23 protein-coding genes and 3 tRNA genes are annotated in these 24,871 nt (G+C 34.7%); 9 read left to right on the top strand and 17 right to left on the bottom strand.

All coding sequences use genetic code 11. From position 1 onward, the window contains the following. Positions 1-435 precede the first annotated feature (435 nt). Positions 436-594 (bottom strand): hypothetical protein, encoded by a 159-nt coding sequence (locus OM967_RS05810; RefSeq protein ID WP_226079405.1) that lies wholly within the window; start codon positions 592-594, stop codon positions 436-438. A gap of 98 nt (positions 595-692) precedes the next feature. Here OM967_RS05810 and OM967_RS05805 point away from each other — a divergent pair, with 98 nt between their 5' ends. Further along, positions 693-866 carry a hypothetical protein gene (locus tag OM967_RS05805; RefSeq protein ID WP_264337783.1) on the top strand — a complete coding sequence of 58 codons (174 nt, stop codon included), beginning with the start codon at positions 693-695 and terminating at the stop codon, positions 864-866. A 93-nt stretch (positions 867-959) separates the two neighbouring features. Here OM967_RS05805 and petA read toward each other — a convergent pair whose 3' ends face one another. From petA to OM967_RS05775, 6 genes are all read right to left on the bottom strand, one after another. Further along, positions 960-1,559, bottom strand: a complete 600-nt coding sequence (gene petA / locus OM967_RS05800) for a ubiquinol-cytochrome c reductase iron-sulfur subunit (RefSeq protein WP_211907626.1) — start codon at positions 1,557-1,559, stop codon at positions 960-962. A gap of 94 nt (positions 1,560-1,653) precedes the next feature. After that, on the bottom strand, positions 1,654-4,356 hold the full coding sequence (gene gyrA / locus OM967_RS05795; RefSeq protein ID WP_264337782.1) for a DNA topoisomerase (ATP-hydrolyzing) subunit A: 2,703 nt from the start codon (positions 4,354-4,356) through the stop codon (positions 1,654-1,656). A gap of 51 nt (positions 4,357-4,407) precedes the next feature. Further along, positions 4,408-4,480: transfer RNA gene (locus OM967_RS05790), tRNA-Val, on the bottom strand. Positions 4,481-4,544: 64 nt separating this feature from the next. Next, a complete protein-coding gene (locus OM967_RS05785) occupies positions 4,545-5,411 on the bottom strand; it encodes a tetratricopeptide repeat protein (RefSeq protein ID WP_264337781.1) in 867 nt (288 codons plus the stop codon). A gap of 68 nt (positions 5,412-5,479) precedes the next feature. Further along, positions 5,480-5,878 carry a DUF1284 domain-containing protein gene (locus OM967_RS05780; protein WP_211907623.1) on the bottom strand — a complete coding sequence of 133 codons (399 nt, stop codon included), beginning with the start codon at positions 5,876-5,878 and terminating at the stop codon, positions 5,480-5,482. Beyond that, positions 5,875-6,402 (bottom strand): biotin transporter BioY, encoded by a 528-nt coding sequence (locus OM967_RS05775; protein ID WP_211907622.1) that lies wholly within the window; start codon positions 6,400-6,402, stop codon positions 5,875-5,877. Before OM967_RS05775 ends, OM967_RS05780 begins: the two co-directional genes overlap by 4 nt. Positions 6,403-6,498: 96 nt before the next feature. Here OM967_RS05775 and OM967_RS05770 point away from each other — a divergent pair, with 96 nt between their 5' ends. Then, positions 6,499-7,071: a nitroreductase family protein gene (locus OM967_RS05770; RefSeq protein ID WP_211907621.1), complete on the top strand. Its 573-nt coding sequence runs from the start codon at positions 6,499-6,501 to the stop codon at positions 7,069-7,071. Here the strand turns inward: OM967_RS05770 and OM967_RS05765 are convergent. Continuing rightward, positions 7,047-8,192, bottom strand: a complete 1,146-nt coding sequence (locus tag OM967_RS05765) for a glycoside hydrolase family 5 protein (RefSeq protein ID WP_264337780.1) — start codon at positions 8,190-8,192, stop codon at positions 7,047-7,049. The genes OM967_RS05770 and OM967_RS05765 overlap by 25 nt on opposite strands. 72 nt (positions 8,193-8,264) lie before the next feature. Here OM967_RS05765 and dapF point away from each other — a divergent pair, with 72 nt between their 5' ends. Next, positions 8,265-9,059 (top strand): diaminopimelate epimerase, encoded by a 795-nt coding sequence (gene dapF, locus OM967_RS05760; protein WP_010403976.1) that lies wholly within the window; start codon positions 8,265-8,267, stop codon positions 9,057-9,059. Positions 9,060-9,065: 6 nt separating this feature from the next. On the opposite strand, the gene sucD is transcribed toward dapF, so the two are convergent. From sucD to hemF, 8 genes are all read right to left on the bottom strand, one after another. Continuing rightward, positions 9,066-9,947 carry a succinate--CoA ligase subunit alpha gene (gene sucD / locus OM967_RS05755; protein WP_064085491.1) on the bottom strand — a complete coding sequence of 294 codons (882 nt, stop codon included), beginning with the start codon at positions 9,945-9,947 and terminating at the stop codon, positions 9,066-9,068. Positions 9,948-9,950: 3 nt separating this feature from the next. Then, a complete protein-coding gene (sucC, locus tag OM967_RS05750; protein WP_211907619.1) occupies positions 9,951-11,111 on the bottom strand; it encodes an ADP-forming succinate--CoA ligase subunit beta in 1,161 nt (386 codons plus the stop codon). A 30-nt stretch (positions 11,112-11,141) separates the two neighbouring features. Further along, the gene (gene rpsU, locus OM967_RS05745) at positions 11,142-11,342 is read right to left on the bottom strand and encodes a 30S ribosomal protein S21 (RefSeq protein WP_264337779.1); all 201 of its coding nucleotides are present in this window, start codon (positions 11,340-11,342) and stop codon (positions 11,142-11,144) included. Positions 11,343-11,540: 198 nt separating this feature from the next. Beyond that, a tRNA-Pro gene (locus tag OM967_RS05740) sits at positions 11,541-11,614 on the bottom strand. Between the two features lie 120 nt (positions 11,615-11,734). After that, positions 11,735-12,430 (bottom strand): 16S rRNA (uracil(1498)-N(3))-methyltransferase, encoded by a 696-nt coding sequence (locus OM967_RS05735; RefSeq protein WP_264337778.1) that lies wholly within the window; start codon positions 12,428-12,430, stop codon positions 11,735-11,737. Positions 12,431-12,462: 32 nt separating this feature from the next. Continuing rightward, a tRNA-Glu gene (locus OM967_RS05730) sits at positions 12,463-12,534 on the bottom strand. A gap of 68 nt (positions 12,535-12,602) precedes the next feature. Further along, positions 12,603-13,742 carry a hypothetical protein gene (locus OM967_RS05725; RefSeq protein ID WP_264337777.1) on the bottom strand — a complete coding sequence of 380 codons (1,140 nt, stop codon included), beginning with the start codon at positions 13,740-13,742 and terminating at the stop codon, positions 12,603-12,605. Positions 13,743-13,825: 83 nt separating this feature from the next. Beyond that, complete coding sequence (gene hemF, locus OM967_RS05720; RefSeq protein WP_250120005.1) at positions 13,826-14,650, bottom strand: oxygen-dependent coproporphyrinogen oxidase; 825 nt, start codon at positions 14,648-14,650, stop codon at positions 13,826-13,828. 159 nt (positions 14,651-14,809) lie between these two features. On the opposite strand from hemF, the gene OM967_RS05715 reads away from it, so the two are divergent. The 3 genes from OM967_RS05715 to OM967_RS05705 all read left to right on the top strand — a co-directional run bounded on the left by OM967_RS05715 (position 14,810) and on the right by OM967_RS05705 (position 19,082). Further along, positions 14,810-17,290: a response regulator gene (locus OM967_RS05715; RefSeq protein ID WP_264337776.1), complete on the top strand. Its 2,481-nt coding sequence runs from the start codon at positions 14,810-14,812 to the stop codon at positions 17,288-17,290. An 86-nt stretch (positions 17,291-17,376) separates the two neighbouring features. Then, positions 17,377-18,219, top strand: coding sequence for a ParA family protein (locus tag OM967_RS05710; protein ID WP_211907613.1), 843 nt, complete (start codon positions 17,377-17,379; stop codon positions 18,217-18,219). Continuing rightward, the gene (locus OM967_RS05705) at positions 18,216-19,082 is read left to right on the top strand and encodes a ParB/RepB/Spo0J family partition protein (RefSeq protein WP_211907612.1); all 867 of its coding nucleotides are present in this window, start codon (positions 18,216-18,218) and stop codon (positions 19,080-19,082) included. The genes OM967_RS05710 and OM967_RS05705 overlap by 4 nt, the downstream gene beginning before the upstream one ends. An 84-nt stretch (positions 19,083-19,166) precedes the next feature. Here OM967_RS05705 and ispD read toward each other — a convergent pair whose 3' ends face one another. After that, positions 19,167-20,372, bottom strand: a complete 1,206-nt coding sequence (gene ispD / locus OM967_RS05700; RefSeq protein WP_211907611.1) for a 2-C-methyl-D-erythritol 4-phosphate cytidylyltransferase — start codon at positions 20,370-20,372, stop codon at positions 19,167-19,169. Positions 20,373-20,473: 101 nt separating this feature from the next. Here ispD and OM967_RS08260 point away from each other — a divergent pair, with 101 nt between their 5' ends. The 3 genes from OM967_RS08260 (at position 20,474) to ltrA (ending at position 24,718) form a co-directional block, all read left to right on the top strand. Then, the gene (locus tag OM967_RS08260; protein WP_458694666.1) at positions 20,474-21,364 is read left to right on the top strand and encodes an alpha/beta hydrolase family protein; all 891 of its coding nucleotides are present in this window, start codon (positions 20,474-20,476) and stop codon (positions 21,362-21,364) included. Between the two features lie 49 nt (positions 21,365-21,413). Next, entirely contained in the window at positions 21,414-22,487 is a 1,074-nt protein-coding gene (locus OM967_RS05685; protein ID WP_211907608.1) for an AI-2E family transporter, read from the top strand. 683 nt (positions 22,488-23,170) lie between these two features. Beyond that, positions 23,171-24,718, top strand: coding sequence for a group II intron reverse transcriptase/maturase (gene ltrA / locus OM967_RS05680; protein WP_264337775.1), 1,548 nt, complete (start codon positions 23,171-23,173; stop codon positions 24,716-24,718). The last annotated feature ends 153 nt before the right edge of the window (positions 24,719-24,871 follow it).

Below are 24,871 nucleotides of genomic sequence, written 5' to 3'. Positions count from 1 at the left end.
GCTGTACAATTGTACAAATATTGTAACCATTATTCAAGTAGCTCATATAGATGCAAAAACTACTTAACAAATTTCTCTGCCTTCCTTGCCATAACGTGTATAACAATCTCACAAAAAATAATATCATAGAATTCAATAGGTGGTCTTTCAAAATCCTTAAGGAAAGTAAAATACTGTTTAAATAGGCCGATATAGATGGTTTTACGATATAATAAAATTATTATAAACAAGAACTTATAAACTCTAGCAAATGAATTTGTGAGTTTAGTGGTGTTAGGAATACCTGGCTCTTTTATGTGGATTGACATTCTCAATAACCTGCTCTAGAGAGAGATTATATAATTTTGACAAGGTTCTTGGCATGTGATATTTTTCTCAAATATAGGGAATGGTATAAATGACTTTATATCTATATCCAGCTCTAGGGGAAGATCTTCAATGTTTACGTCCATCCCTGATAAAGGATATTCTATGTCCATGTGCAGCTTTGGGGGATAGTTCTACTTTGAAGATTTCTTTCACTTTTACTATTGCGACTCCCGATTCCACTGAAATCACTCTTTCCCTTAATTCATATTGATATGGTGACTCCATTTATTCCCTCACTTTCAACTTTTTCTTGCTTTACCATATCTCTTCCCCTCTTGTCTCTATCTTTATGTATTAAGCTATATACTCAAAATCTTGATAAAATGCAGAAAAGTTTTTTTAATTTCAGCTCCATCCTCGAAGAGTTAGAAAATAACTTTAAGCAAGTTAGTCAGCATTTTTCTGACGCAAAGGAACAAGTTTTAAATTTAGCTATCAACTCTGAAGATTTGGCAGGCAAGTTTCTTAATTATCACCCGAATATGTGCATAGTATAAAATTAGCTTGATAGACTTCAAGAGCTTTGCCTATGAAGTCAGTGTGCTTCTTGAAATGGAATACACTTTTATTACTTTAATTATAAAAATCCGTTAAGCCTTCTTGCCAATTACTACAATATTTTCACTTGGAAAAAAGTAGTCAGGTATAGCCATGTTTTTTGGTGCAGGACCGCCAATTACTCGGCCTGATGTGTCATAATATGAACCGTGACAAGGGCAGAACCAACCGTTGCCGTCTTTTGTAGCGTGATCAACTGGTACACATCCAAGATGGGTGCATATTCCAATCATAATTAACCATTCATCTTTCCCTTTGTATACTCTTTTTTCATCTGATTCAGGATCTCTCAAATTTTCTGCATTTATGGCTCTTGCAGCCTCAATCTCTTGTTTTGTGCGCTTGCGGATAAATACTGGCTTACCTTGCCATTTTACCTTTTTTCCTTGTCCTTCTTGAATATCAGATAGATTAACCTCAACCGTAGACATCGCTAAAACCTCAGCAGAAGGACTCATAGACTTAACCAATGGCCAAAGACCGCTTGCAGCTCCTATACCTGCCATGGCACACGTAGTTAATGTGATAAAATCTCTTCTACTCTTATTTTTGGCAAAATCTTTAACAAGAGATGTTTTTTTATTCTTCTCATTCGTCAATGATTTTTTATTTTTAGTTAACTTCTTATCCATCAATCTCTACTTGAACATAGACATATATTTTAATTTAAATACTATAGATTAATCAATAGAAATTTGCACTATTTGCTTAACCTTTGCTATACAGTTAAGAAGAAACAGAGTTTTCAATTTCGGAAATACTATCTTCAGTGGAATCAGGATCCTCAATTTTCGCTACTGACACCACCTTTTCTCTACTCTCTGTTTTAAACAGAGTGACTCCTTGAGTGCTACGTCCTGCAATTCTGATATCATTTACTGAAATACGAATTAACTTTCCTTTATCTGTAATAAGCATGATATTATCACCCTGTTCAACTGGAAAGCTAGCAACAACATTACCGTTTCTATCGGTAGTAAGGATATTTGTAATACCAACACCACCTCTATTTGTTACCCTATACTCATACGCAGAAGTTCTTTTACCAAAGCCATTTTCGGTAATAGTTAATATAAACTCCTCATTCACTGCAAGTTTTAAGAATAATTTGTTATCTATTCCTAAATCATTCAAAGTCTTTTCCAATTTAGAATCAATGGAGTTATTAATCGCAGCCCCCAGTCTTTTTGCAAGTGGAACTTTTAAGTAAAGTTCTTTTGTTTCTGTTGCTACACCTATCCCATTTAATATGGTCATGGATATCACGCCGTCATTCTTTGCAAGTTTGATACCTCTTACGCCATCTGAATTGCGACTTTTAAATTGACGCACATCACTTACAACAAATCTGATACTTTTGCCGAATCTTGTTGAAAGAAAAACATGATCAATTTCATTGCATACTTTAACTGATATTAACTTATCTCCTTCATCGAGCTTGATTGCTATTTTTCCATTGCTTGGAATATAGTGAAAATCCGCTAAAGAATTGCGCCTTATGTTCCCATGAGCAGTAGCAAAAACTATGTTTTGATTTTCGTCATTTTCACTTGGTAATGGCATTATATTAGTTATAGTTTCACCATCGCTAAGCGGGAATATATTAACAAGTGCTCTTCCACGTGCAGTTGGCTCTGCAAAAGGTAACTTATAAACTTTTAATCTATAAACTCGGCCAATATTAGAAAAGAATAAAAGGCTAGTATGGGTATTCCCAACAAATAATTTTGTGGTTACATCCTCTTCTTTTAATCCTTGTCCTAGCTTTCCTTTTCCACCACGACGCTGAGTTCTATAATGAGAAAGCTTCACACGCTTAATATAACCATTCATAGTTACGGTTATCACCATATCCTCTTGTGGAATTAGATCTTCAGCTTCAATGTCCGTATCTGATTCCTCTATTGAAGTTTTTCGCGGCACAGCAAATCTGTTCTTTATTTCTTGTAGATTGTTTTTTATTTCTTTCATCAACTTCTCTCCTGAGCCAAGAAAAGCGATATATTCTTTTATCAGGTTGATCATTGAACTTAGCTCAGCTTCTAATTTGTCTTTTTCAAGGCCTGTTAAACGTTGCAATTTCATGTCAAGAATAGCTTTCGTTTGCAGCTCAGTTAATCTATACACTCCGTCTTTCAAAAAGCTCATGCTGTCTGAGATTAATCCAATAATTGTGTTTATCTCAGCTGAAGTTTTCCATTCTTTATTTAAAAGTTCTCTACTTGCTTCCGCAGGATCTTTTGCACCACGGATGATTTTTATCACTTCATCTATGCTCAAGACCGCAATGTAGAGCCCTATATATATATGAGCTTTTTCCCTCGTTTTTCTTAGACGAAATTCTGTTCTCCTGATTAATACTTCTTTTCTAAAATCAACAAAAGCAGCTATGATTTCTTTTAATGACATCAAAGCAGGCCTGTTATTGTTGAGGACTAGAGTGTTAACACTAAAACTACTTCTTAGTGGAGTTAGTCCCAATATTTGATTAAGTATAAAACTTGCTTCAGCATTTCTTCTGAGGTCAATTACTACCCTAATACCAGACTTATCAGACTCATCCCTAATTTCTGTTATGCCATCAATTCTTTTTTCTTTTACAAGCTCACCTATCTTCTCAATTAATTTTACTTTATTTACCTGGTAAGGTATTTCATCAATCACTATTGCTTGCCTATCTTGTGGCAGGTCTTCCATGTGAGTCTTGCCTTGCACAACAATTGATCCACGACCCGTTGCAAATGCTGATCTTATTCCAGACCTTCCAAGAATCGTTCCCCCAGTTGGAAAATCCGGCCCTGGCATCACTTCAAGTAACTCATCCAAAGTAACTTCAGGATTATCTATATATAACATACAAGCATCTATTATTTCTCCAAGGTTGTGAGAAGGAATATTGGTTGCCATACCAACTGCAACACCGCTTGCACCATTTACCAATAGATTCGGAAATTCTGCAGGCAGTACAACAGGCTCTGTTTCATTTCCATCATAGTTTGGCCTAAAATCAACTGTATCTTCGTCAATATCATTTAGTAAAAAATGCGACACTCTGTGGAGCCTTGCTTCTGTATATCGCATTGAAGCTGGCGGATCTCCATCTATCGAACCAAAGTTACCTTGCCCATCAATCAGTGGTAAAAGAAGAGAAAAATCTTGAGCCATCCTGACCAAGGAGTCATAGATAGCCATGTCACCATGTGGGTGATATTTTCCCATTACATCCCCGACTATACGAGCTGCTTTTTTATACGGTTTACCGGCATCGAACCCAGCCCTCGACATTGCGTATAATATGCGCCTATGAACAGGTTTAAATCCATCTCGCACATCAGGTATAGCTCGACTTATGATCACACTCATTGCGTAGGAGAGATAAGAATCCTCTAGCTCTTTCACTATTGAAACTGATACTATGTTGTCTTGCATTTTCTATACTTTGATTGAAATAATTGTAATATTAATATTCAACTAGGCTAATGGGCAATGACAGACTTGAACTGCCGACCTCCTCGGTGTAAACGAGATGCTCTACCAGCTGAGCTAATTGCCCCTCTAGATATAATTCTATAGTTCAATGTTGTTGTTGTAAACAAAAATAGCGATACAAGCAACTCTTATGGAATCGCTGGGTGCTCACTATGGAGTTGTATAAATTTTAGTCTTGCTGCTACCTTGTATAAAGGTATTCTTTCACTTGCATTTTTTGACATGTTCAACAACTTTGAATAACATGCTGTGGCATTTTTAAAATCTGAGAGCTTATCTAGAATAACAGCTAAATTATAGGTATAAAAAATATTGTTTTGATCTAAAGACATTGCTGCTTTCATATATTCTTTAGCTTTTACGTAATCCCCTTTTTTCATATAGATCAAACCTAAATTTGCTGATAAAGGGGCGCTATTTCTGAGTGTATCATACAATTTCAACATTTCACTCAATGCTAAATTAGGATCATATTGTGAGATTATCGTCAGAAAATTCTTTAATACATAAGGGTTGCTAGGATATTCTTTTAACAGTCTTGTGTAAATCTCTACAGCTTTTTTAAATTCTTTGTTAGCGTAATAGATATTCCCTAGTCCAATTAAAGCACTTTCATGATAAGGAAATCTTGTGATAATCTGATTGAGGAGAGAAGTAGCTGTTTCACTATCTCCTAACTCAAAGGAATCTTTTGCTTTTTTTAAAATAGAGTATATGTCAAAATTCTTGCCAGAATTCTGCGAAATTTTGATATTAAATTTGTCACTTTTTCTCTCGAGAACATCAAGATCTTTATATTTTTTATCAGCTTTTATATGCTTGACAACACTATCAAAGACCTTCTGTATCTCCAAATTTTCACTAGCATAGGTAACAGAAGACCTCCATAAAATCACAACGCAAATTAACATGCAGACAAACATAGATCCTAGTGTTGTGGCATTGGCTGCAGCGCGTAACCAGTAAATCTTATTTCTTTGAACTATACGCAACACATTACAAATTCATAAATGCTAAATTACTTATCTAATATAATAATAAAGATATTATTAATTGGCAGATACTATTTAGAATGAGTTAAAAGAGCACTTCTACACATTCCATATGGTTGCCAATTACACTCCTCACATGCGTAGTCAAATTTCTCTAAAGACATTTTCTTTCTAATTCTTTTGACTGCTTCACTCCAGGTCAAAATCTCGCCAATTTTTATTCCTAAAATTTCCATATGCCTTCTATCTAGCTCTAAAACTTTAGCTTGTGTGGTACATTTACCTTGTTTAGTCTGGTTTGGGCAAACACTGCAAATAGTGTCAAGATTATCAACTACTTCGATTTTAGTATTAGGATCACTAATTACTTTACTTGCTATCTTTTTGTAATTTTCTACAAAGCTCTGAGAATATCCATACCCTTGAAATGCAAGAGTGCACATAAAATGATGAGGACGAAACCTTATCACTTTTTCAAATACTGCAAAGCTGCTACAAGTAGAAAAATTTTTACCAAACCAGGAAGGATGAATGGTAAAACACCTACCATTATTGCTTGTTTCAGACCCACGTAAATAGTAAGCCAACTAATACCACAAATAAAGATTACGACTGTACCCGCCAGACAACTTAAAGAATTACACATAAATGATTTATATTTAGAGTTCAGTAATTCATTTACTCTGCTCATTACTACAACAGCAACTAAACAGCCAATCAAATATCCACCTGTTGGCCCGAGAAAAATGTGATGACCACCAGAAAAATTCGCAAAAACAGGAAATCCTGCTGCACCAAGTGATAGATATGTAAGCACAGAATAGAATGCTGTTCTGCGGTTAAATTTAAGCCCAACAAGCATTAATCCTAAAGTTTGCAATGTGATAGGCACAGGCTGCAATGGTATGCTTATTTGAGCCATCAAGAATAAAAGTAAAACACAAGACAATATTTCAGCCAGTGTTGACCTACTGCTTGATTGTGTTATAAACATATCTTCCCAATAAAAATAACTTACTAAATGTAATATATGTGTATAAGAGGTTTTGCAATTTAAATTTTGCTTATATTGCGCTATAATGAATTATTTATGCACTATTTAAAAATGATGAGTAAACAAGATCTATTATCGTTGATGAAAGAAAGACACAGCGGACGTTCATACGATCCTACAAGAGCAATATCTCAGAAAGAAATGGATATTTTAATAGAAGCTGTAAGGCTCACACCCTCGTGTTTTGGTGATGAACCTTGGCGATATGTGATATGCAACAAACAGAACAATCAAAGCGCATGGAAAAAATTGCTCGGTTGCCTTGATGAATCTAATCAAAAGTGGGCAAAAGATGCACAAATACTAATTATATCTCTAAGCGCTAAGAACTTCCGTAAACAAGGTAAAGGAGAAAATTTTTGGGCTAAGCATGATACTGGTGCAGCAAATTATGCACTTATGCTGCAGGCTGCAGCTATGAACTTAATGGCTCATCAAATGGGTGGATTTGATAGAGATAAAATAGTTAAGAGATTCAATATACCTGATGATTTTAATGTAATGTCAGTGATAGCAGTTGGTTACGAAAAAGAGGGTGCTGAAGTCAAAGAAAAACAAAGAAGATCAATAAAAGAAATATTCTTTTATGACGAATGGCCAGCGAGCTGACTTGACCATTCTTCTCTTAATATCTTAAAAATTGAATTATTTGGCAAATAATTTTTTTTCATCCTACCCTCTTCAATTGCTTGCCAATCTTTCCACGATAATTTCTTACTTCCAAGTTCATAGTCCATACCATCCCATATATCTTCTCGAAAGCCATAAACAGCAAAATGCCAATTATATTCATTAAAAATAGAAGTAAGATCTCGAAAATAGTGCTCTAATCCTTTTGAGCAGCGGTGCCCGCCAAACTCTCCAGCAAGGATCTTATAATCTGGTATATTATACCTCTTTTGGAAAATTTTTACAGGTTCTATATATGATTTTAACTTATCTTTATTCCAATACTCTACTTTTTTTGCATCAAAAGATTGAACATGTCCAGGGTAGGCGAAGTTACCTTGGTTTAATTTTAAGTTTGTATAAGCAAAGGGCTCATATATATGAAATGAATAAAGAACATTTTTATCACTAACTGGTTCAAATTTGTTAAAAGTATTAGAGTCAGCATAACTGCTGCTATCAAATATTATTGGGGTCTCTGAGTCAACTTGGCGGATACTGTTTACCACGCTGCTATAAAAGCCAAATAGATTCTTCTGAACTTTGCTTTGTTCTACGTTATAAATAGCCGAGTCTGCAGTATTATAAAGCCTTTCTGGATGTGGTTCATTTAAGATATTATATCCAACAATAGCAGGATGATCTTTAAGCTCTTTCGCAAGATCTTGCCAAAATTTTGCTGCTTGTTTTTGAAAAGCTTGATCTGACCATAAACGTAAATTATCTTTATCGTTATTATTTTGCTTCCATCTAGATCCAGGTAAGCTAAGCATCGTTAACACTACTGGTATTTTTTGTTGATGAAAAGCATCTAAAACATCTTTCAGAACTTTCAGGTCTTTGGAAATCAGGCCCAGATAATTGTCTGCATTGCCTAAGAGGAAGTCACGTTGCGTAGTTTCAAATTTGTCAGGAGCAAGACGAATAAAACCAATTTTGTATTCCTTTGCTGCTTTGATTAAGTCACTATCAACTTTTCTATTGAAAACATTTGCTCCCTTTCTAACTCCAGTTTGCCAAAAGAGCATTTTGCTGTTCTCCGGTATTGACTTAACACTCACATTACAGAAAACTATAGAATACAAAACAGCTGTAATTAGAAGAAAAATTTTCACTTATATAATTTTGCTATAATGGTAAGTAACCTAACAGACAAGATCCCGTTTGTAAAGATGCATGGTACTGGCAATAGTTTTGTTATCATAGACTCACGTTCAGCAAATAATTTAGACTGGAATTATAGACAAATTGCTGATCAAGGCAGTTGTGATCAAGTGATAATTATAACAATGTCTAATGCTGCAAACTGCTTTATGCATATCTACAATGCTGACGGTAGTCGAGCTGAAATGTGTGGAAACGCAGCACGCTGTGTTGGATATTTGATAATGTTAGAAAAAGGTACTGAATATATCACTATTGAGCTGATAAATAATCGTATCTTAGAATGTTTTAAAGTAGGTGATAAATCAATAAAGGTCAATATGGGTAAACCACTGCTTAAATGGAATGAAATTCCTCTTTCTTGTGAATGCGATCCCCTTTATCTACCTATAGAGCTTGAAATGCTGAAAGAGCCAGTTGCAGTAAATATTGGTAACCCTCATATAGTTTTTTTTGTTGATAACATAAGCGAAATACCATTGCAGAATTTAGGACCAAAGCTAGAAAATCACGAATTATTTCCTCAGAAAACAAATGTTAGTATTGCACAAATAGAAAAATCTGGAGAAATAAACTTAAGAGTTTGGGAAAGAGGAACAGGTATTACTGCTTCATGTGGTAGTGCGGCTTGTGCAGCATTTGTTGCATCTATACTTCGTAAGTGTTTGGCTACTAAACAAACTTCAGTGCATTTACCAGGAGGTCAGTTACTGATTGAGTGGTCAAAAAATATACTGATGACTGGGGATATAGGGTTTTTATGACCTAGGCTAGGCACTGACACTCATTACTTCTAACACCTTTTTACCAATCACAGCAGGGGTTTCTGCAATCGCAATCCCAGCACTGCGCATAACCTCTAACTTTGCACCAGCACTTCCGCCACTAGAGGAGATAATAGCCCCAGCGTGCCCCATACGTCTTCCTGGAGGTGCTGTTTGACCTGCTACAAAACCAACGATTGGCTTTTTAGTTTTTTCTGTTTTCACAAAATGTGATACATCCTCTTCTTCGTTTCCACCTATTTCACCAATAACTACAATACCATGAGTATCATCATCTTTTAAAAACAACTCCATACAATCAACAAACGTCATACCATGAACAGGATCCCCTCCAATTCCTATACATGTTGACTGACCAAGACCAACAGCGGTTGTTTGTGCTACCGCTTCATAAGTTAAAGTTCCAGAGCGAGACATAATTCCTATATGTCCACGTCTGTGAATATGTCCTGGCATAATTCCTATTTTGCATTCTTCGGGTGTAATAACCCCTGGACAGTTTGGGCCAATCAATCGACTGTTTGAACCAGCGAGAGCGTGCTTTACCTTTACCATGTCAAGTATAGGAATGCCCTCTGTGATGCAAACTATTAATTCTATCTCTGCATCTATTGCCTCAAGTATTGCATCAGCTGCAAATTTAGCAGGTACATATATCACAGTAGCATTCACGTCAGTTTTTTCTTTAGCTTCTGCTACGGTATTAAAAACTGGTAAATTAAGGTGAGTGCTTCCACCCTTGCTAGGAGTTACACCGCCAACCATTTTGGTTCCATAGCTAATTGCTTGTTCTGAATGAAATGTACCTTGTGCACCAGTAAAGCCCTGACATATTAATCTTGTATCTTTATTTACTAAAACAGACATACTCTACTTCACCTCTTGTACTATTTTCTGTGCAGCCTCGTCAAGTTCGTCTGCAGCAATAATATTTAGCCCTGACTCTTCTAAAATTCTTTTTCCTTCTTTGAAGTTAGTGCCTGATAATCTAACCACTAAAGGGACCTTAATATCTATTTCTTTTGCAGCTTCAACTACTCCATTTGCAATGATATCACAACGCATTATACCGCCAAATATATTAACCAAAATTCCTTTTACATTACTATCAGATAATATAATTTTAAATGCTTCAGTGACAGTTTCCTTACTTGCTCCACCACCAACATCTAGAAAGTTAGCAGGCTCTGCTCCATAGTACTTTATTATATCCATTGTTGCCATAGCAAGACCTGCACCGTTCACCATGCAACCAATATTGCCATCCATTTTTATATAACTGAGACCATGCTTTGAAGCTTCTATTTCTTCTTTGACTTCTTCATCGTAATCACGTAGGCTCACGATTTCTGAATGACGGTATAGAGCATTGTCATCAAAATTAATTTTAGCATCAAGTGCAATAAAATCTCCAGCATTCGTTTCAACTAGTGGATTAATTTCTATCTGGCTCGCATCAGTTGTAATAAACGCATCATATATATTTTTTGCAATATTCGTTACCTTTCCTATTTGTTCTGAACTCAGATTAAAGCTATTGCAAAGCTTATTGTTATCAAAACTTGTAAAACCAGTAGCAGGGTCAATATTAAAATTCACAATCTTTGTAGGAGAATTTTTTGCCACTTCTTCGATATCCATTCCACCTTCTGAAGAAAATATAAATACTAGCCTGCTAAGCTTTGGATCGACTACTAGACTCAAATAGTACTCTTTTTTAATGCTTGAACCTTCTTCAATGTATACTCTCTTTACCTGCTGTCCGCTTGGCCCTGTTTGATGAGTAACTAAAGTTATGCCAAGCATGTCCTTTACAAGTTGTTGAGCTTCTTTAGTTGACTTTGCTAGCTTTACGCCACCAGCCTTACCCCTACCACCTGCATGAATCTGAGCTTTAACCACAAACACGTCAGATTTTAGTTGATTTATTTGAGTTTCTACTTCTTCTGCAGATGTAGCAACAAAACCCTTTGGTACCGGGACATTAAACTTGTGTAAAATTTCCTTTGCTTGATATTCGTGAATATTCATAAGATAACTAATTATTAACCTTAGTAAAAGCTACCAACCATAACGCTGTCTTCTGCATTCTTGCTGATACCTCTTTTTTCTTGCTTCAGCTTTTTTTTTAGCTTTTTTCTCTGATTTCTTTTCGTGATATTTTTTTTTCATTTTGATCCCTCTTCCTTCCTTTTGAATTATTTTTTTCAACACTGGAAGAGCTCTATCTACATCACCATAATGGACTGATACTTCAATCAAACTCTATACCTCCTTCGGTAATCACTTCAAAATCCATTTATAAATTAGAAAATTAACATTGTCAATTATTTTATAAACTTGAGCGATAGAATATGATATGCAGTGATTTATATGAAAAAAGCTTCATTCTGTTGTCAATCATTTACTTGCTGATAAAAATTGCTCTTAGGTTACAGTGCTCTTGTAATTTTTCTAATCTCGGGGCGGAGAGATTTGAACTCCCGACCCTTTGGTCCCAAACCAAATGCGCTACCAGGCTGCGCTACGCCCCGACTTCCTTACTAAGAGTATCGATAGTTCGGAAAAATGCAAGTTTCATTTATTTCTTTTAGGAAAAATATAATGCAGATCTTTATATAGAGTGTCAAGTTGCACTAGCCATATTAAAAAATCTAGCTATACCAATTGGTGAAGGTTAATGCAGCAACTACAGCAGTATCAACTCTCAAAATTTTTTTTCCTAGACTCAGTTTCTGACAAAATTTATTGGCAGAATCAAGTTCGCAAGATGAAAAACCACCTTCGGGGCCAACAATAATAGCAACGTTTTTCTTGCCTTTTAGAACTTTATTAGGAGGTTGTCCTTCACCTGTTTCATCACACAAAACAAAATTTTTATTCTGAGAATCGGATAATTCACAAAAATTAATAGGAAGAAAAATCTGTGGTATACTTGTCCTACCGGATTGTTCCGCAGCTTCAATTGCCTGTAATTTCGCTCTACTTAGGTTAATGTTTTTTACTACTGTACGTTCTGTTGAAATAAATTGAATGCAGGTTACTCCCATTTCAGTTGCTTGTCTTACTATGTTGCTTAAGGCGCCGCTTTTTACCAGAGCACAATACAAATATAGATTTTTTTCATGTTGTTGTTGTTTAGTGCGTTCTTTTATTATAATTTTTGTCGATTTACTTGATATATTCACTACTTCTCCTAACCATTCTCCATCCTTTCCATTAAAAAGATAGATGTTATCATGCTTCTTAAGCCGCATTACATTGTAAATATAGTGACTTTGTCGTGGATGAAGCACCAAACTTACATTTTGTGATAAAGCTTCTTCAACATAAAGCCTAATTTTTTTCATTCAAAACTTTAGTTATTTGCATTCTGTTTGAGTGACTCTTACGGGATTTGAACCCGTGTTACCACCGTGAAAGGGTGGTGTCCTAACCACTAGACGAAAGAGTCGACTTGAATCTAACTGAGTTATATCGATTATACATATAAAGTCAATTCAATTATTTTGAATCACACAGTTAGAGTGATATATCAGTGATTTTATATCGACAGCCTCCTATTACCCCATGTTCAATGCTTACTGAACCTATCTCAGATTTAGGAGCTTTAGATCCTAATTCTAATTTTTGTTCAACTTTTGTATCTGAATCATAGCCAGAATCGTATCCAGAATCTCTACGCTCAAAATTTTGCCTTATTTCTTTTACGTTAAAGCCAGCCTTGGTCTTGATTTGCTGACTCGCTGGCTTATTAGCACTTTGCTCATTTAGTTTTACTTGCAAATTATTCACTTTATCCTGCACTAATCCATGATAAGTCCCAGAATTATCTTTTATATGTTTTGCTTGTCTTTCTGATCTCTTTTTCGATAAATCTACCTTAGCATAAATAGGCTCTGGTTGCTCTTTATGATTTAAGCTAGTAGGCTTTTTTTGCTCTGAGAAATCATCTACATCTTCATAAATAGGTTCTCCTGATATACTAGAACAACCACTATCTTTCAATAATAAATTTTCAGCAGATCTTTTATGCAAATCATATACTTCAGCATAAATGGATTCTTCCGATACTCTCAACTCTTCTAATGAGTTACTAACCTTAGCGTCATATACCTCATCATAAATGGGCTCTTTTAAAAGTAAAATATCATCATGCTCAAAAATTCTAGGAGGTTTTTTAGGTGAGTTGGCCTTAAATTTTAGCTCTACTTCCTCTTTAAGCTTGTCACAACTTTCCGTTTGTTTCAAAATCTCCAATATTTCTTTTCTTTCTTTTTTTATTAGCTCACCAAGCACTAAACAACATTTTTCTTTACGATCTTTGAGACTGTCCTTATCTCCGTACTGCATAGCTTCTGATGCTATTTTGTATTGAAGGATTACATTTCCTATACTATTATTTATTTCATTAATATTTGCTCCAGCACTAATAAGTAACGTCATTACATTATGATCAAGATTTGTTACTGCATACTCTAAAGCTCGATTTAAAGTTTGATCATTATTCAAGTCAAATGACCCCTTGTTCCTAAAAGGATTAATTTTAGAAAAGAGTTTTTCAAAGCTGTTTACTATATTATGAAGACTTAAAGCTAGCCTCACGCCTATTATATTGCTATTTCTAGCGGATTTAATTAAAAAACTATCTACTATACCCATGATTGTACCCCTCTATACAAAAGCTCACCATTCTGGTACAATTTTAAACTATAACGATTTATTTTATATTAATAACCGCTTTTTCACACCCACTTAACAAGAGGCGGCATCGACATCATAATTGCATCGGGGTTACCATTAGTCATTAAACCAAACCTTGTACCACGATCATAAAGAAGATTGAACTCCACATATCTGCCACGTTTTATCAATTGTTCTTCTCGTTGTTCTTTTGTCCAAGATTTTTGCATATGTTTGTGTATGATGTGTAAGTAAATTTCTAAAAAGGCTTCACCTACTGCTTTTGTGAACTCAAAATCATTTTTCCAGTTGCCAGAAGTTAGATTGTCATAAAAAATTCCACCAATACCACGTGGCTCTTTTCTATGTTGTAAAAAAAAGTAATCATCACATTGCTTTTTAAATTTCGGATAATATTCGATGTTGAACTCATCGCAAGTTGCTTTAATTGATTCGTGAATATACTTGCAATCTCCCTCATCTTTATAAATTGGAGTAAAGTCCATTCCTCCACCAAACCATTGTTTTGAGGTATATATCAGCCTTGTGTTCATATGTGCTGCAGGGATAAGGGGAGATTGCATGTGAGACACTAAAGATATACCGCTTGCCCAAAACTCTCCATTGCTTTCACTTGCACCAGGAATTTCATTAATGGCTGAGTCTTCGAGCTTTCCGTATACTCTTGAAACGTTTACTCCAACTTTTTCAAAAATATTACCAAAGATAATTGTAGATTCACCACTTCCTCCACCTGGTCGGCTCCACTTTCTTTTTTCGATTTTTGGTTGTGTGAATGACTGTACCTCAATTGATAAGAAAGATTCGGTGATCTTGTTTCTCAGTGCGCAGAACCATTCAAATGCTTGTGTCTTTTGTTTTTCCATAATGCCTTCTGTTGGCTTATTAATATTATTGTACTCTATATTTACAGGACTTAATTAGATTGGGATAGTAACTACCCATCAAGGATGTTAATAAATCTATAATAATTAAATCAATATAGTAGAATATTTTTATATGTGCAAGGATGCCAAGCAATAATAATGAGTAAAAGATACATAGATAACAAAAAAGAGAACAGAGTTGACTTCGTACTAAGAAATTATGGGATGTCAATTATTGTGATGGCAGTCATTATGTTCTTACCTCCAATAGCAATATCAGTACTCTATTTTTCTAATGTATATAGTCAGCATGTTAATATAGAGATTAATTTATTAATTAGCATTCTAATGACTCTCTTTGTGGTATATAATATAAAACGTTACAAGTATCTACTTAATATCATAGAGTTTCAAAATGCAATATTTGCAAATGCGCTGAATCATAATACAGAGTTTTGTCTCATTTTACATAAAGATGAGGGTATTATTTATGCTGATGCGAGGTTCTACGAAAGGTTTAAAGATCACATAAACGATGATGTTACGCTAGATAAAATTCTTGAAGCAGGAGATGTGTCAGAAAAAGACAGAAAATCACTCTATCATGCGTTAAGAAATAACACTTCTGTAAAAGTATGCATTTCCTTAAGCAAGAAGAGTAGAATATCTAACTTTCTTTTGCTCTCTGAACCAATACCGGATAATCCACAAATTGCTATAAATAGTAATAAGACTTTAAATTTATCATTAGCCCCAATAGCAAGACCGAATGGGTATTTTGTACTGAAGGCAACACAGGTAAACAAAGAGCAGGTATATGAAGAGTTGATAGAGAAACACAATATAGCAACTTACGTTGCAAATACAAAAGGAGGTATCTTATCTGTAAATAAAAGATTTTTAGACATGTTTGAACTAAAAAAATTGGAAAAAGGTAGCTCAATCAATGATTTTATATCTCAATCTAAGTATGACGATACAATAACCAAAAATGAAATTATGTTTTTTACTATAAGCGGTGCTCCATTTAAGGCTTATATGAGTACTGCTATATTTTGTGATAAATACAATCATAGCTATATACACGGCTTTATAACACCAACTGAATCAAATATTGTTGATTATCAACTACACCCTTGTTTTACAAATTCGTCAATTGCTATTGCACAATGCGACATAAATGGCAATTTTATAAAGAAAAATATAGCATTAGTAAAACTTGCGGGGTCAAATAATGGTTCTATCTTTGCATTGATATCAGATGGTTATCATATGAAAGTGCGTGAATATTTTTCAAGTAATAGGATAAATAATGCGTCCTTTGATGTGCAGCTCAATGGCGGTAATAACATGAAAATATATTTTAATAAGTTTCTTCATAATAAAGTGATGTTCATACTTTGTTATTTTATTGATAATACTGAACGTAAAAAACTAGAGATAAAACTTGAGCATTATCAAAAGGTGCAAGCTATAGGGCAATTAGCAGGTGGTATTGCACATGATTTCAATAATATATTAACCGGAATAATAGGATTTTGTGATTTGCTTTTACTCCAGCACTCAGCTAGCGATCCATCTTTTGGAGATATAATACAGATACAGCAAAATGCAAAACGTGGGTCAAATTTAGTAAGACAACTGCTTGCTTTTTCAAGAAGACAGACTTTGCAGCCAAAGATTATTAATGTAAATGGTACGATAGCTAATCTTTATGAAATGATCAAAAGATTAATAGGTGAAAATATAAAATTTAATATTTATTATGGTAGCGATTTGGGTGCTGTTAGGGCTGACCAAGGACAATTAGAGCAAGTTATGCTTAACTTAGCAGTTAATGCTGGTGCTGCTATGGAAAAGGGGGGAGAGTTAACTATACGAACCTTTAATCAAAAGGTTGATTCATTAAATTCTACACCTCAGGATATGCTTTCTCCAGATAAGGAAACGATTGAACATGGGAATTATGTTGTGATTGAAGTGATTGATACTGGATGTGGAATGACGAGTGATATAATTGAAAAGGCATTTGATCCATTTTTTTCTACCAAAGATATTACTTCTGGTACAGGTCTTGGCCTCTCTACTGTATATGGCATTATTAAACAAACCGAAGGATACATCTATGTTGCTAGCAAAGTGAATCATGGAACTAAATTTAGCATATTTTTGCCCATAGTTTACATATCGGATGAAAATGATAAAGAGGAAGATAGTAAAGAAATAGAGAAACCGGTAGAGATTAAAGGTAATGGTATAATTTTATTAATTGAAGATGAAGATTCAGTAAGGGAATTTACTGCTAAGGCTCTTACAAGAAAAGGATTTAATGTAATAGAAGCGAGTATAGGCAGCGAGGCACTAGAGATCATTAGAAAAAAAAATCAACACATAGATCTAATAATCACTGATGTAATCATGCCAGAGGTGAGTGGTCCAGAAATAGTTAAAGAAACATTGATACATAGGCCAAACATCAAAGTTATTTTTATTTCTGGGTATGCAGAGGATGCTTTTTTAAAGAGCGATGAAATCAATATAGAAGACTTCCATTTTTTACCCAAACCATTTACTCTGAATGAGTTAGGAAATAAGGTTCAAAGTGTGTTACACAAGACAAAAAAAGGCAGTTTACTTTGAGCATGATTGGCAACAAAAAAATTTTTCTAATGCAAAAATTTCTTGCATATATACAATAGAGTTATTTTATACATAAGATAAAAGGTGTGAGCAAGATCATTGCAGTAGTAAATCAAAAGGGTGGAGTTGGTAAAACTACAACTAGTATAAATTTATCAACAGCCTTTGCTGCTGTGGGAAAAAGTACTTTACTGGTAGATCTTGACCCTCAAGGAAATGCTAGTACAGGACTTGGGATTTCTTATCGTAGCAGGGAAGAAAAAAATATATATAAAATACTGCTGAGCAGCGAAAGTGAATTGGTGGAATCGGCAATTTTCAATATAAAGGAAATTCCAAATCTATCGCTGATTTCATCAGTGGTTGACTTATCAGCTGCAGAAATTGAGCTATCACAACTTGAGCAGGGAAAATTCGTACTAAAAGATACGCTAGAGAAAGTACGTAATAATTATGAGTACATAATTATCGATTGTCCTCCATCACTTGGTCTGCTTACTATCAATGCTCTGACCGCTGCTGACTCGATTATTGTTCCTCTTCAGTGTGAATTTTTCGCTCTGGAAGGATTGAGCCATTTAGTTAAGACTGTAGAGCTGATAAAAAGAAACAACCTAAACCCTTTCCTGTTAATAGAAGGAATATTGCTCACAATGTATGACAGACGCAACAAACTTAGTGAGCAGATTAAAAATGATATTTGCCAATATTTAAATGATAAAGTATATAAAACTATTATCCCCTTGTATGAGACCATTATTCCACGTAATGTACGGTTATCAGAAGCGCCTTCTCATGGAAAACCTGCTATTGTATATGATCTTAAGTGTCCTGGTGCACAAGCATATATAAGTTTGGCAAAAGAAATTTTAAAGAAACACATGAGCATCTGTAAAGAGAAAAAGCTGATAAGTGAGGGTGCAGCGTGAAGGACAATAGGCGCTTAGGTAGAGGTCTTGCTGGCCTCATAGGCGATAATTATGGTAATAAAGAAGATCGGTTACCTATTTCATTACTACACCCGAGCAAATTTCAGCCGAGAAAATATTTTGATGAGGAGTCATTAAAAGAACTTGCAGGTTCGATAGAGAAAAATGGTATAATACAACCTGTTGTGGTGCGCAAAGATCCAAATAATGAAGGTTATGAAATAGTAGCAGGGGAACGTCGTTGGCGAGCAAGTAAGGTCATAAATCTTGATAGTGTGCCGGTTATCATAAAAGATTTAAATGACAAGGAATGCTTAGAAGTATCGATAATTGAAAACATACAGAGGCAAGATATTAATCCAATAGAAGAAGGTGAGGCGTACAGAAAACTAATAGATGAATTCTCCTATACACACGAAGAATTAGCCTTAACTTTAGGTAAAAGCCGCAGTCACATAACCAATATGATACGAATGCTGTCACTCCCTAATGGAGTAAAAACAATGATCAACGAGAAAAAATTGTCTATGGGTCATGCAAGAGCATTGATTAATGTTGAAAATGCGGAAAGTATTGCAGAAAGAATAGTTTCTCAGGGCCTGAGCGTTAGACGAACTGAAAAATTGATAAAAGACTTACAACAAAATAACGACCGAAAAGAGCATAAGTGTACTAAAAATCAAGATATGGCAGCATTAGAAGGAGCTATATCTTCTCAGCTTGGTTTAAAGATCAAAATTAATGAAAGTAATTCTAAGGGTAAAGTCATGATACGTTATAACAACTCAAATGAATTGGATTTTATATTGAAAATTTTGAATAGAAGACTTGAATCAGCTATTAATGTCGAAAGTAGCTCATAGAAATTTCTTGACAAACCTTCCCACTTTCCTTGCAATGGAAGTGAAATGGTGGAGTTTGTCAAGTAAGTTATTTCGTTTCTACCTTCAATAAAAATTTGCACGCAATAGCACAGAAGCATACGTTGCTATTCCCTCATTTCTGCCAATAGAACCTAATTTTTCCGCTGTGGTTGCTTTGATACTTACGAATTCACCATTAATTTCTAATATTTTTGATATGAATTCCTTCATTCCTGCTTTGTAAGGCGATATTTTAGGCTCTTCACAAACTATAGTAATATCTAAATTAGACACGCTATATCCTTTTTCCTGTGCTTTTTTAGCAGCAAAGTCAAGAAAATGAGATGAATTGCAATCCTTCCATTTAGAGGAATTAGGAGGAAAATGTTCTCCTATATCGCCACATCCTAGTGCTCCGAGTATTGCATCAACGATTGCATGTATTGCAACATCACCATCGGAATGTGCCTCTATTGCCATATTATGCTCAATTTCCACACCGCAAATTTTTATAAAGCTCTTAGCATCATTTTGAATTTTAACAAATTTATGTATATCATAACCGGTTCCGACACGGAATTTTGGCTCTCCAAAGAGAAGTTTTGCCATATTGATATCCTCTTTTGTAGTTAACTTAAAATTCTTTTTCTCACCTTCAATAATCGCAACATGTTTTTTATGCTCCACCATTAGTGATGAATCATCAGTAAATTCTTTGACTGATTGATGGCACGATAATAATTCTCTGAAATTAAAAATTTGAGGAGTTTGCATGGCTCTAAGTTTTTCTCTTGAAATCGTAGATTCAATGAAATTATTACTCACCAACGATATAGTATCCTCGACTTCTATTGCTGGAACTACTCCTGTATATTGACCATTAATCATAGATTCAATCAAGTTGTTTATTAGAATATTTGATACAAAAGGCCTACAAGCGTCATGTATAATAACAAAATCTGGATTGATCTTTTGCAAACTCTCCAGTCCAAGTTTAACTGAACTCTGCCTGCTTTTTCCTCCACATACTGGACTCAGCAATTTAGTATCTATAGTTGATGACGTAACTTCTTTATAGAAATCTTTTTGACTTTCATTCACTACCACTCTTATGTAACTTATGTATTGATTAGCTAAGAATTTCCTAATTGTGTGAAATAAAACATACTTACCTGCCAATTTTATATACTGTTTAGGGATTTTGGCATTGCATCTACTGCCTACTCCTGCTGCAACTATTAATGCTGCTATCTTGTATTCCTCAAGTCTGTTAGTGTACATGCTTACCATTTTCGGTGTTAATACAAGTTATCTAGCATTTTAAAAAAGTTGATCCAATTCTCAAAAAAGAATATTCTTTTACTAGGTGTAATATATGCTAGAGGAAAATAATACACGTTACTAAGTATAATAAAGAAAATGAGATACATCTTATATTTTTTCATGGAATAGGTGATAATTATAAGAATGCGGCCAGGTATATACAAGATAGATCTACATATCTCCATAGGTCTAATTTTCACACTCATGCACATAAATACCCAATTGCATTTCAAAACTATATAACTTACGCAATAGCTAGTTTCTTGTTTTTAGGAACATCAATACTATTACCAACTTTAATATTACTTACTAATCCAATGACATCTAGGACAGCAAGTTTAGCCATCTTAGCAGCTTTAACTTGCACCTTTTTATCTGTACCACCACTCATGATTCCGTTTATAAATAAGAATCAAAGCTTGTCTCAGCCTTCAATAAAAGAAATCAGTAAATTAATTGACAATGGTGTGAAGCCTGAAAACATTATACTTCTCGGCCATTCCTTTGGAGGAGCAATTGCATCAGAAGTGCTGAAATATTTTACAGACAGAGATATTAAACTCGGAGGTATTATTTTTACCAGCACTTTCAGCTCTTTTTACAATGCAATAAAGCATTTTCCAATTTCTCAGACAAAAATTCTAAGCATACTACCCTCTTGTTTGTTAAAAAAAATGCTTAAGGTCCTAAATTTAGACTTTGATATAGTAAGCAATATACAAAAGCTACAAAATAATGATATATCAATAGCGGTCATTAATCATGAAAGAGACACCTTAATACCATATCCTGCACAATTAGCAAAAGGACTAGAAGATAATCAATCGTTAAATAGAAATTTGACCAAAATCGTTAATTTGAAAAGCTTTGAATATGACCCGCACAACGGAGTTTTATCTGGTTGGGAATTGGATGAAAATTTAGCTGATCTAATACTTAATAAAACAATGAATAGATAGTATTTACAAAAAACTGTATATTTTTTGGTAAATTGACTATGTTAGACATATGCAAAAACGTCATATAACTATTTGTTGTGTACTACTTTTTATAATAGGGGCATTATTTTTGATGCGTCCTATGATTGCTCCGTGTCTAATATCCGTTTTTGTTGCACATTTGTTTAACCCTCTAGTAACCAAGTTTGAAAAATACAGAATACCGCGTTCATGTTCTGTAGTTTTTATAACACTTGCCTTATTGATAGCTTTTATATTAGTTATTACATTTGTTTTACCTATTATATATTTTCAAATTACTTTAATATTAAATTTCTTAGTGAATAAGATACCTTCACTAAAACTTAAAGTGATTCCTTCTGTGCTAGAATTTCTTAATATAAAAACTGAAGATAGTTTATTTGATCACTTGTCTAAAAATCTAGTAGAAAATTACAGTGATTATATATCTTATTTTATAAATGCTCTTAGCATGGGCAGTAATCTTATAATTCAAGTGCTAAGTTCAAGCTTTAGTTTGATTTACATGGTATCATTAATAGCTATTACGCTTATGGTGTTTTTTTATGTATTACGTGATTGGCCTTCAATTGTAGAAAAGGTTAGTAAACTAATTCCCATTCTTTACAGAGAAAAAGCTGCAGGTTATTTTTCCAAAGTAGATTTCATTATATCTAATTACCTAAAGGGACAGCTAAACGTATGTATAGTTATGATGATCTTTTACTCCGTGGGCCTTAGCATAATTGGGCTGAAGCATTCTGTAGCTATTGGAATTTTATCAGGAACATTAACATTTATACCCTATATAGGGCCATTATTATACACTATTATCGGATTTTTGAGCGCCATTACTCAATTTAGTGGATGGTTTGAAAGTGCTGCTGTCTTGCTATTATTTAGTGTTGGTCAATTAATAGACTCAAGCATATTAGTGCCTTTATTAATAGGAAAAAAAGTTCATATACATCCAACTATCATTATTTTAGGAGTTGTCATATGCACCTCATATTTTGGGTTTATAGGTATATTATTTTTTATTCCAATAATAGCAATGTTCAGTGTATTAGTAGAATATACAGTTAATAAATATTTTGAAAGTGAGCTTTATAAAAATGGCTAATTAGTTCACGATAAAAAGAAAAAGGACCTCTGATACATTTGAGAGATGGTGCAACCTGAAAGTCTTCGGTCATATTGTTTAAAAGGAGAGGAATTCATTCAGAAAGAAACTGAAAGGATTCTAAAACTTATTAAACCAGATGTTTTGCCATCTGAGTCTACGCATCAGTGCGAATCGGGCAACCGGTTGGTGCCAAGCGATGCGGACAATGAACCTCCTTCTTGAAAAAGAAGATGCTCAATCGTGAGAGGGGCATAAACTGCAAGCATCATGTGGTTGGAGGGCTAGGCTTAGTGGTATGGTGAACGTAAGTGAAGCTTTATAAGTACCGATACGATGAAAGAGCTAAAGATGCTGATAAGCTCTGACCAAAAGGTAATGTGGATAAGTTACATTTTTCATTTCTAGATGTACGCAAATAATAACTCCACCGGTATAGAGAAGCAACCTAACCCACTGTTGTATGATAGAAGGAACAGGGTAAGCCTGTATTTTCGCCTACATGGCAAGCAAACCGCAAGGAATGCTGATGGAAGTGCAGGTAAAGGAGAATGGAGAAAGCGAATGCCATTTTGTAACGAAATGGATAGAATTTGTAACATTAATTCGCGTGAAAACGAGCAGACTTCCATTTGGTCCCTCGTGACAAGAAACTTTGTTAACCACTTAAGGGAGGAAAGCAGATGATTACAGATAAAACTGTAAGTGCACCTACCGACAACTCCGAAGCATGGAAGCAATTGCCATGGAAGAAATGCCAGAAAGTTATTGTGAGGCTACAAAGACGTATTGTTAAGGCTGTCCAAGAAGGAAGATGGGGTAAGGTAAAAGCTTTACAACATCTTCTCACACGCTCTTTTAGCGGAAAAGCTTTGGCTGTTAAGAGAGTAACTGAAAACCAAGGAAAAAACACAGCGGGTGTAGATCGTCAACTATGGTCAACTTGCAATGCTAAATTTCAAGGAATAAAGCAGTTAAAGCAAAGAGGATATAAACCTTCTCCGCTAAAACGGATTTATATCAGTAAATCTAATGGCAAAAGAAGACCTCTTGGAATACCAACGATAAAAGATAGAGCCATGCAAGCATTATATCTGTTTGCCCTGGAGCCAGTATCTGAAACGATCAGCGACCATCACTCCTATGGCTTTAGACCTAAAAGATCCTGCGCAGACGCTACTGTGGCTTGCCACTTATTACTGGCAAGTCGTAATCAACTACAATGGATACTCGAAGGTGATATCAAAGGTTGTTTTGATAACATTAACCATGAATGGCTCATGAAGCATATTCCTATGGAGAAGAAAATTCTTCATAGATGGTTAAAAGCTGGTTTCCTAGAATCGAAAACTCTGTATCCCACAACTGCTGGCACTCCGCAAGGAAGTATAATTTCTCCAATACTAGCTAACTTTACCTTAGATGGTCTTGAACAGTTATTAGAAAGTCGCTTTGGTAAATTAGGTAGCAAAAGAAGAGGAAAAATCAGAAGTGGAGTGAATGTAATCAGGTACGCAGACGACTTTATTATTTCAGGTTTCACACATGAAGTACTGGAAAATGAAGTTAAGCCTTTAGTATCATCTTTCCTTCATGAGAGAGGTTTAATTCTTTCAGAAGAGAAGACAAAGATTACATCTATCACAACAGGGTTTGACTTTCTTGGTTGTAATGTACGTAGATATAATAAGAAGTTAATTATTAAACCTTCGAAAGAAAGTATTAAAAAACTTCTTAATCAAGCACGTACATTGATAAAAGCAAATATAGCGAACACTCAGGCTATAGTAATTAAGTCACTCAACTCTCTACTGAGAGGATGGGGAAATTACTATCACCATGTGTGTGCTAAAAAAGCGTTTAGAAAGATCGACAATGAAATTTGGCATAGTTTATGGAAATGGGCAAAGAAAAGACATCCTCGTAAAGGATTACGTTGGATAAAGAATCGTTACTTCAAAGTAATGGGTCAACGCCAATGGGTTTTTGCTGCACCCATATGCAAGAACAAACCAAAAGAGATACGGTATTTAAGACTGCTTAAGCTGATTGATATACCTATCAGACGACATGTTACAATCAGAGCGGATGCAAATCCCCTTGACTTAAAATGGAAAAAGTATTTTGATGAGAGAGTAAAACGAACAAGAATGTTGGCAAGCTCCTTTTCAAGAGAAGGTTCTCTACTATTAGTGTCACCACTAAAGTTGATGTATTCTGAGAATTTATGAAAGACAAGCCGGTTCGACAAAAGAAGAACTTAGATAAGGGGCTCAAGCGTAGTGTGGGGAAACCTGCATGCTGCTTTTCTAAGGGAGGGAGTAGTAGTAATACTGCTTCCTTACCTGACCAAGTAAATTTTTATGCAAAAATTATTATCAAAA

The sequence above is a fragment of the Wolbachia endosymbiont (group B) of Dolichovespula media genome, from assembly GCF_947179505.1.
Classification (GTDB): Bacteria; Pseudomonadota; Alphaproteobacteria; order Rickettsiales; family Anaplasmataceae; genus Wolbachia.
Note: the sequence above shows the minus strand (reverse complement) of the source record. Positions and strands in the feature narration are given on the sequence as shown.

Bases quoted from the DNA above. Each gene is read 5' to 3' on its own strand.
- OM967_RS05685 (WP_211907608.1), top strand. From the start codon at position 21,414: ATGCAAAAACGTCATATAACTATTTGTTGTGTACTACTTTTTATAATA.
- dapF (WP_010403976.1), top strand. From the start codon at position 8,265: ATGGTAAGTAACCTAACAGACAAGATCCCGTTTGTAAAGATGCATGGT.
- OM967_RS05770 (WP_211907621.1), top strand. From the start codon at position 6,499: ATGCACTATTTAAAAATGATGAGTAAACAAGATCTATTATCGTTGATG.
- ltrA (WP_264337775.1), top strand. From the start codon at position 23,171: ATGATTACAGATAAAACTGTAAGTGCACCTACCGACAACTCCGAAGCA.
- petA (WP_211907626.1), bottom strand. From the start codon at position 1,559: ATGGATAAGAAGTTAACTAAAAATAAAAAATCATTGACGAATGAGAAG.
- OM967_RS05810 (WP_226079405.1), bottom strand. From the start codon at position 594: ATGGAGTCACCATATCAATATGAATTAAGGGAAAGAGTGATTTCAGTG.
- OM967_RS05735 (WP_264337778.1), bottom strand. From the start codon at position 12,430: ATGAAAAAAATTAGGCTTTATGTTGAAGAAGCTTTATCACAAAATGTA.
- hemF (WP_250120005.1), bottom strand. From the start codon at position 14,650: ATGGAAAAACAAAAGACACAAGCATTTGAATGGTTCTGCGCACTGAGA.
- gyrA (WP_264337782.1), bottom strand. From the start codon at position 4,356: ATGCAAGACAACATAGTATCAGTTTCAATAGTGAAAGAGCTAGAGGAT.
- OM967_RS05775 (WP_211907622.1), bottom strand. From the start codon at position 6,402: ATGTTTATAACACAATCAAGCAGTAGGTCAACACTGGCTGAAATATTG.
- OM967_RS05715 (WP_264337776.1), top strand. From the start codon at position 14,810: ATGAGTAAAAGATACATAGATAACAAAAAAGAGAACAGAGTTGACTTC.
- sucD (WP_064085491.1), bottom strand. From the start codon at position 9,947: ATGTCTGTTTTAGTAAATAAAGATACAAGATTAATATGTCAGGGCTTT.
- OM967_RS05725 (WP_264337777.1), bottom strand. From the start codon at position 13,742: ATGGGTATAGTAGATAGTTTTTTAATTAAATCCGCTAGAAATAGCAAT.
- OM967_RS05805 (WP_264337783.1), top strand. From the start codon at position 693: ATGCAGAAAAGTTTTTTTAATTTCAGCTCCATCCTCGAAGAGTTAGAA.
- ispD (WP_211907611.1), bottom strand. From the start codon at position 20,372: ATGGTAAGCATGTACACTAACAGACTTGAGGAATACAAGATAGCAGCA.
- sucC (WP_211907619.1), bottom strand. From the start codon at position 11,111: ATGAATATTCACGAATATCAAGCAAAGGAAATTTTACACAAGTTTAAT.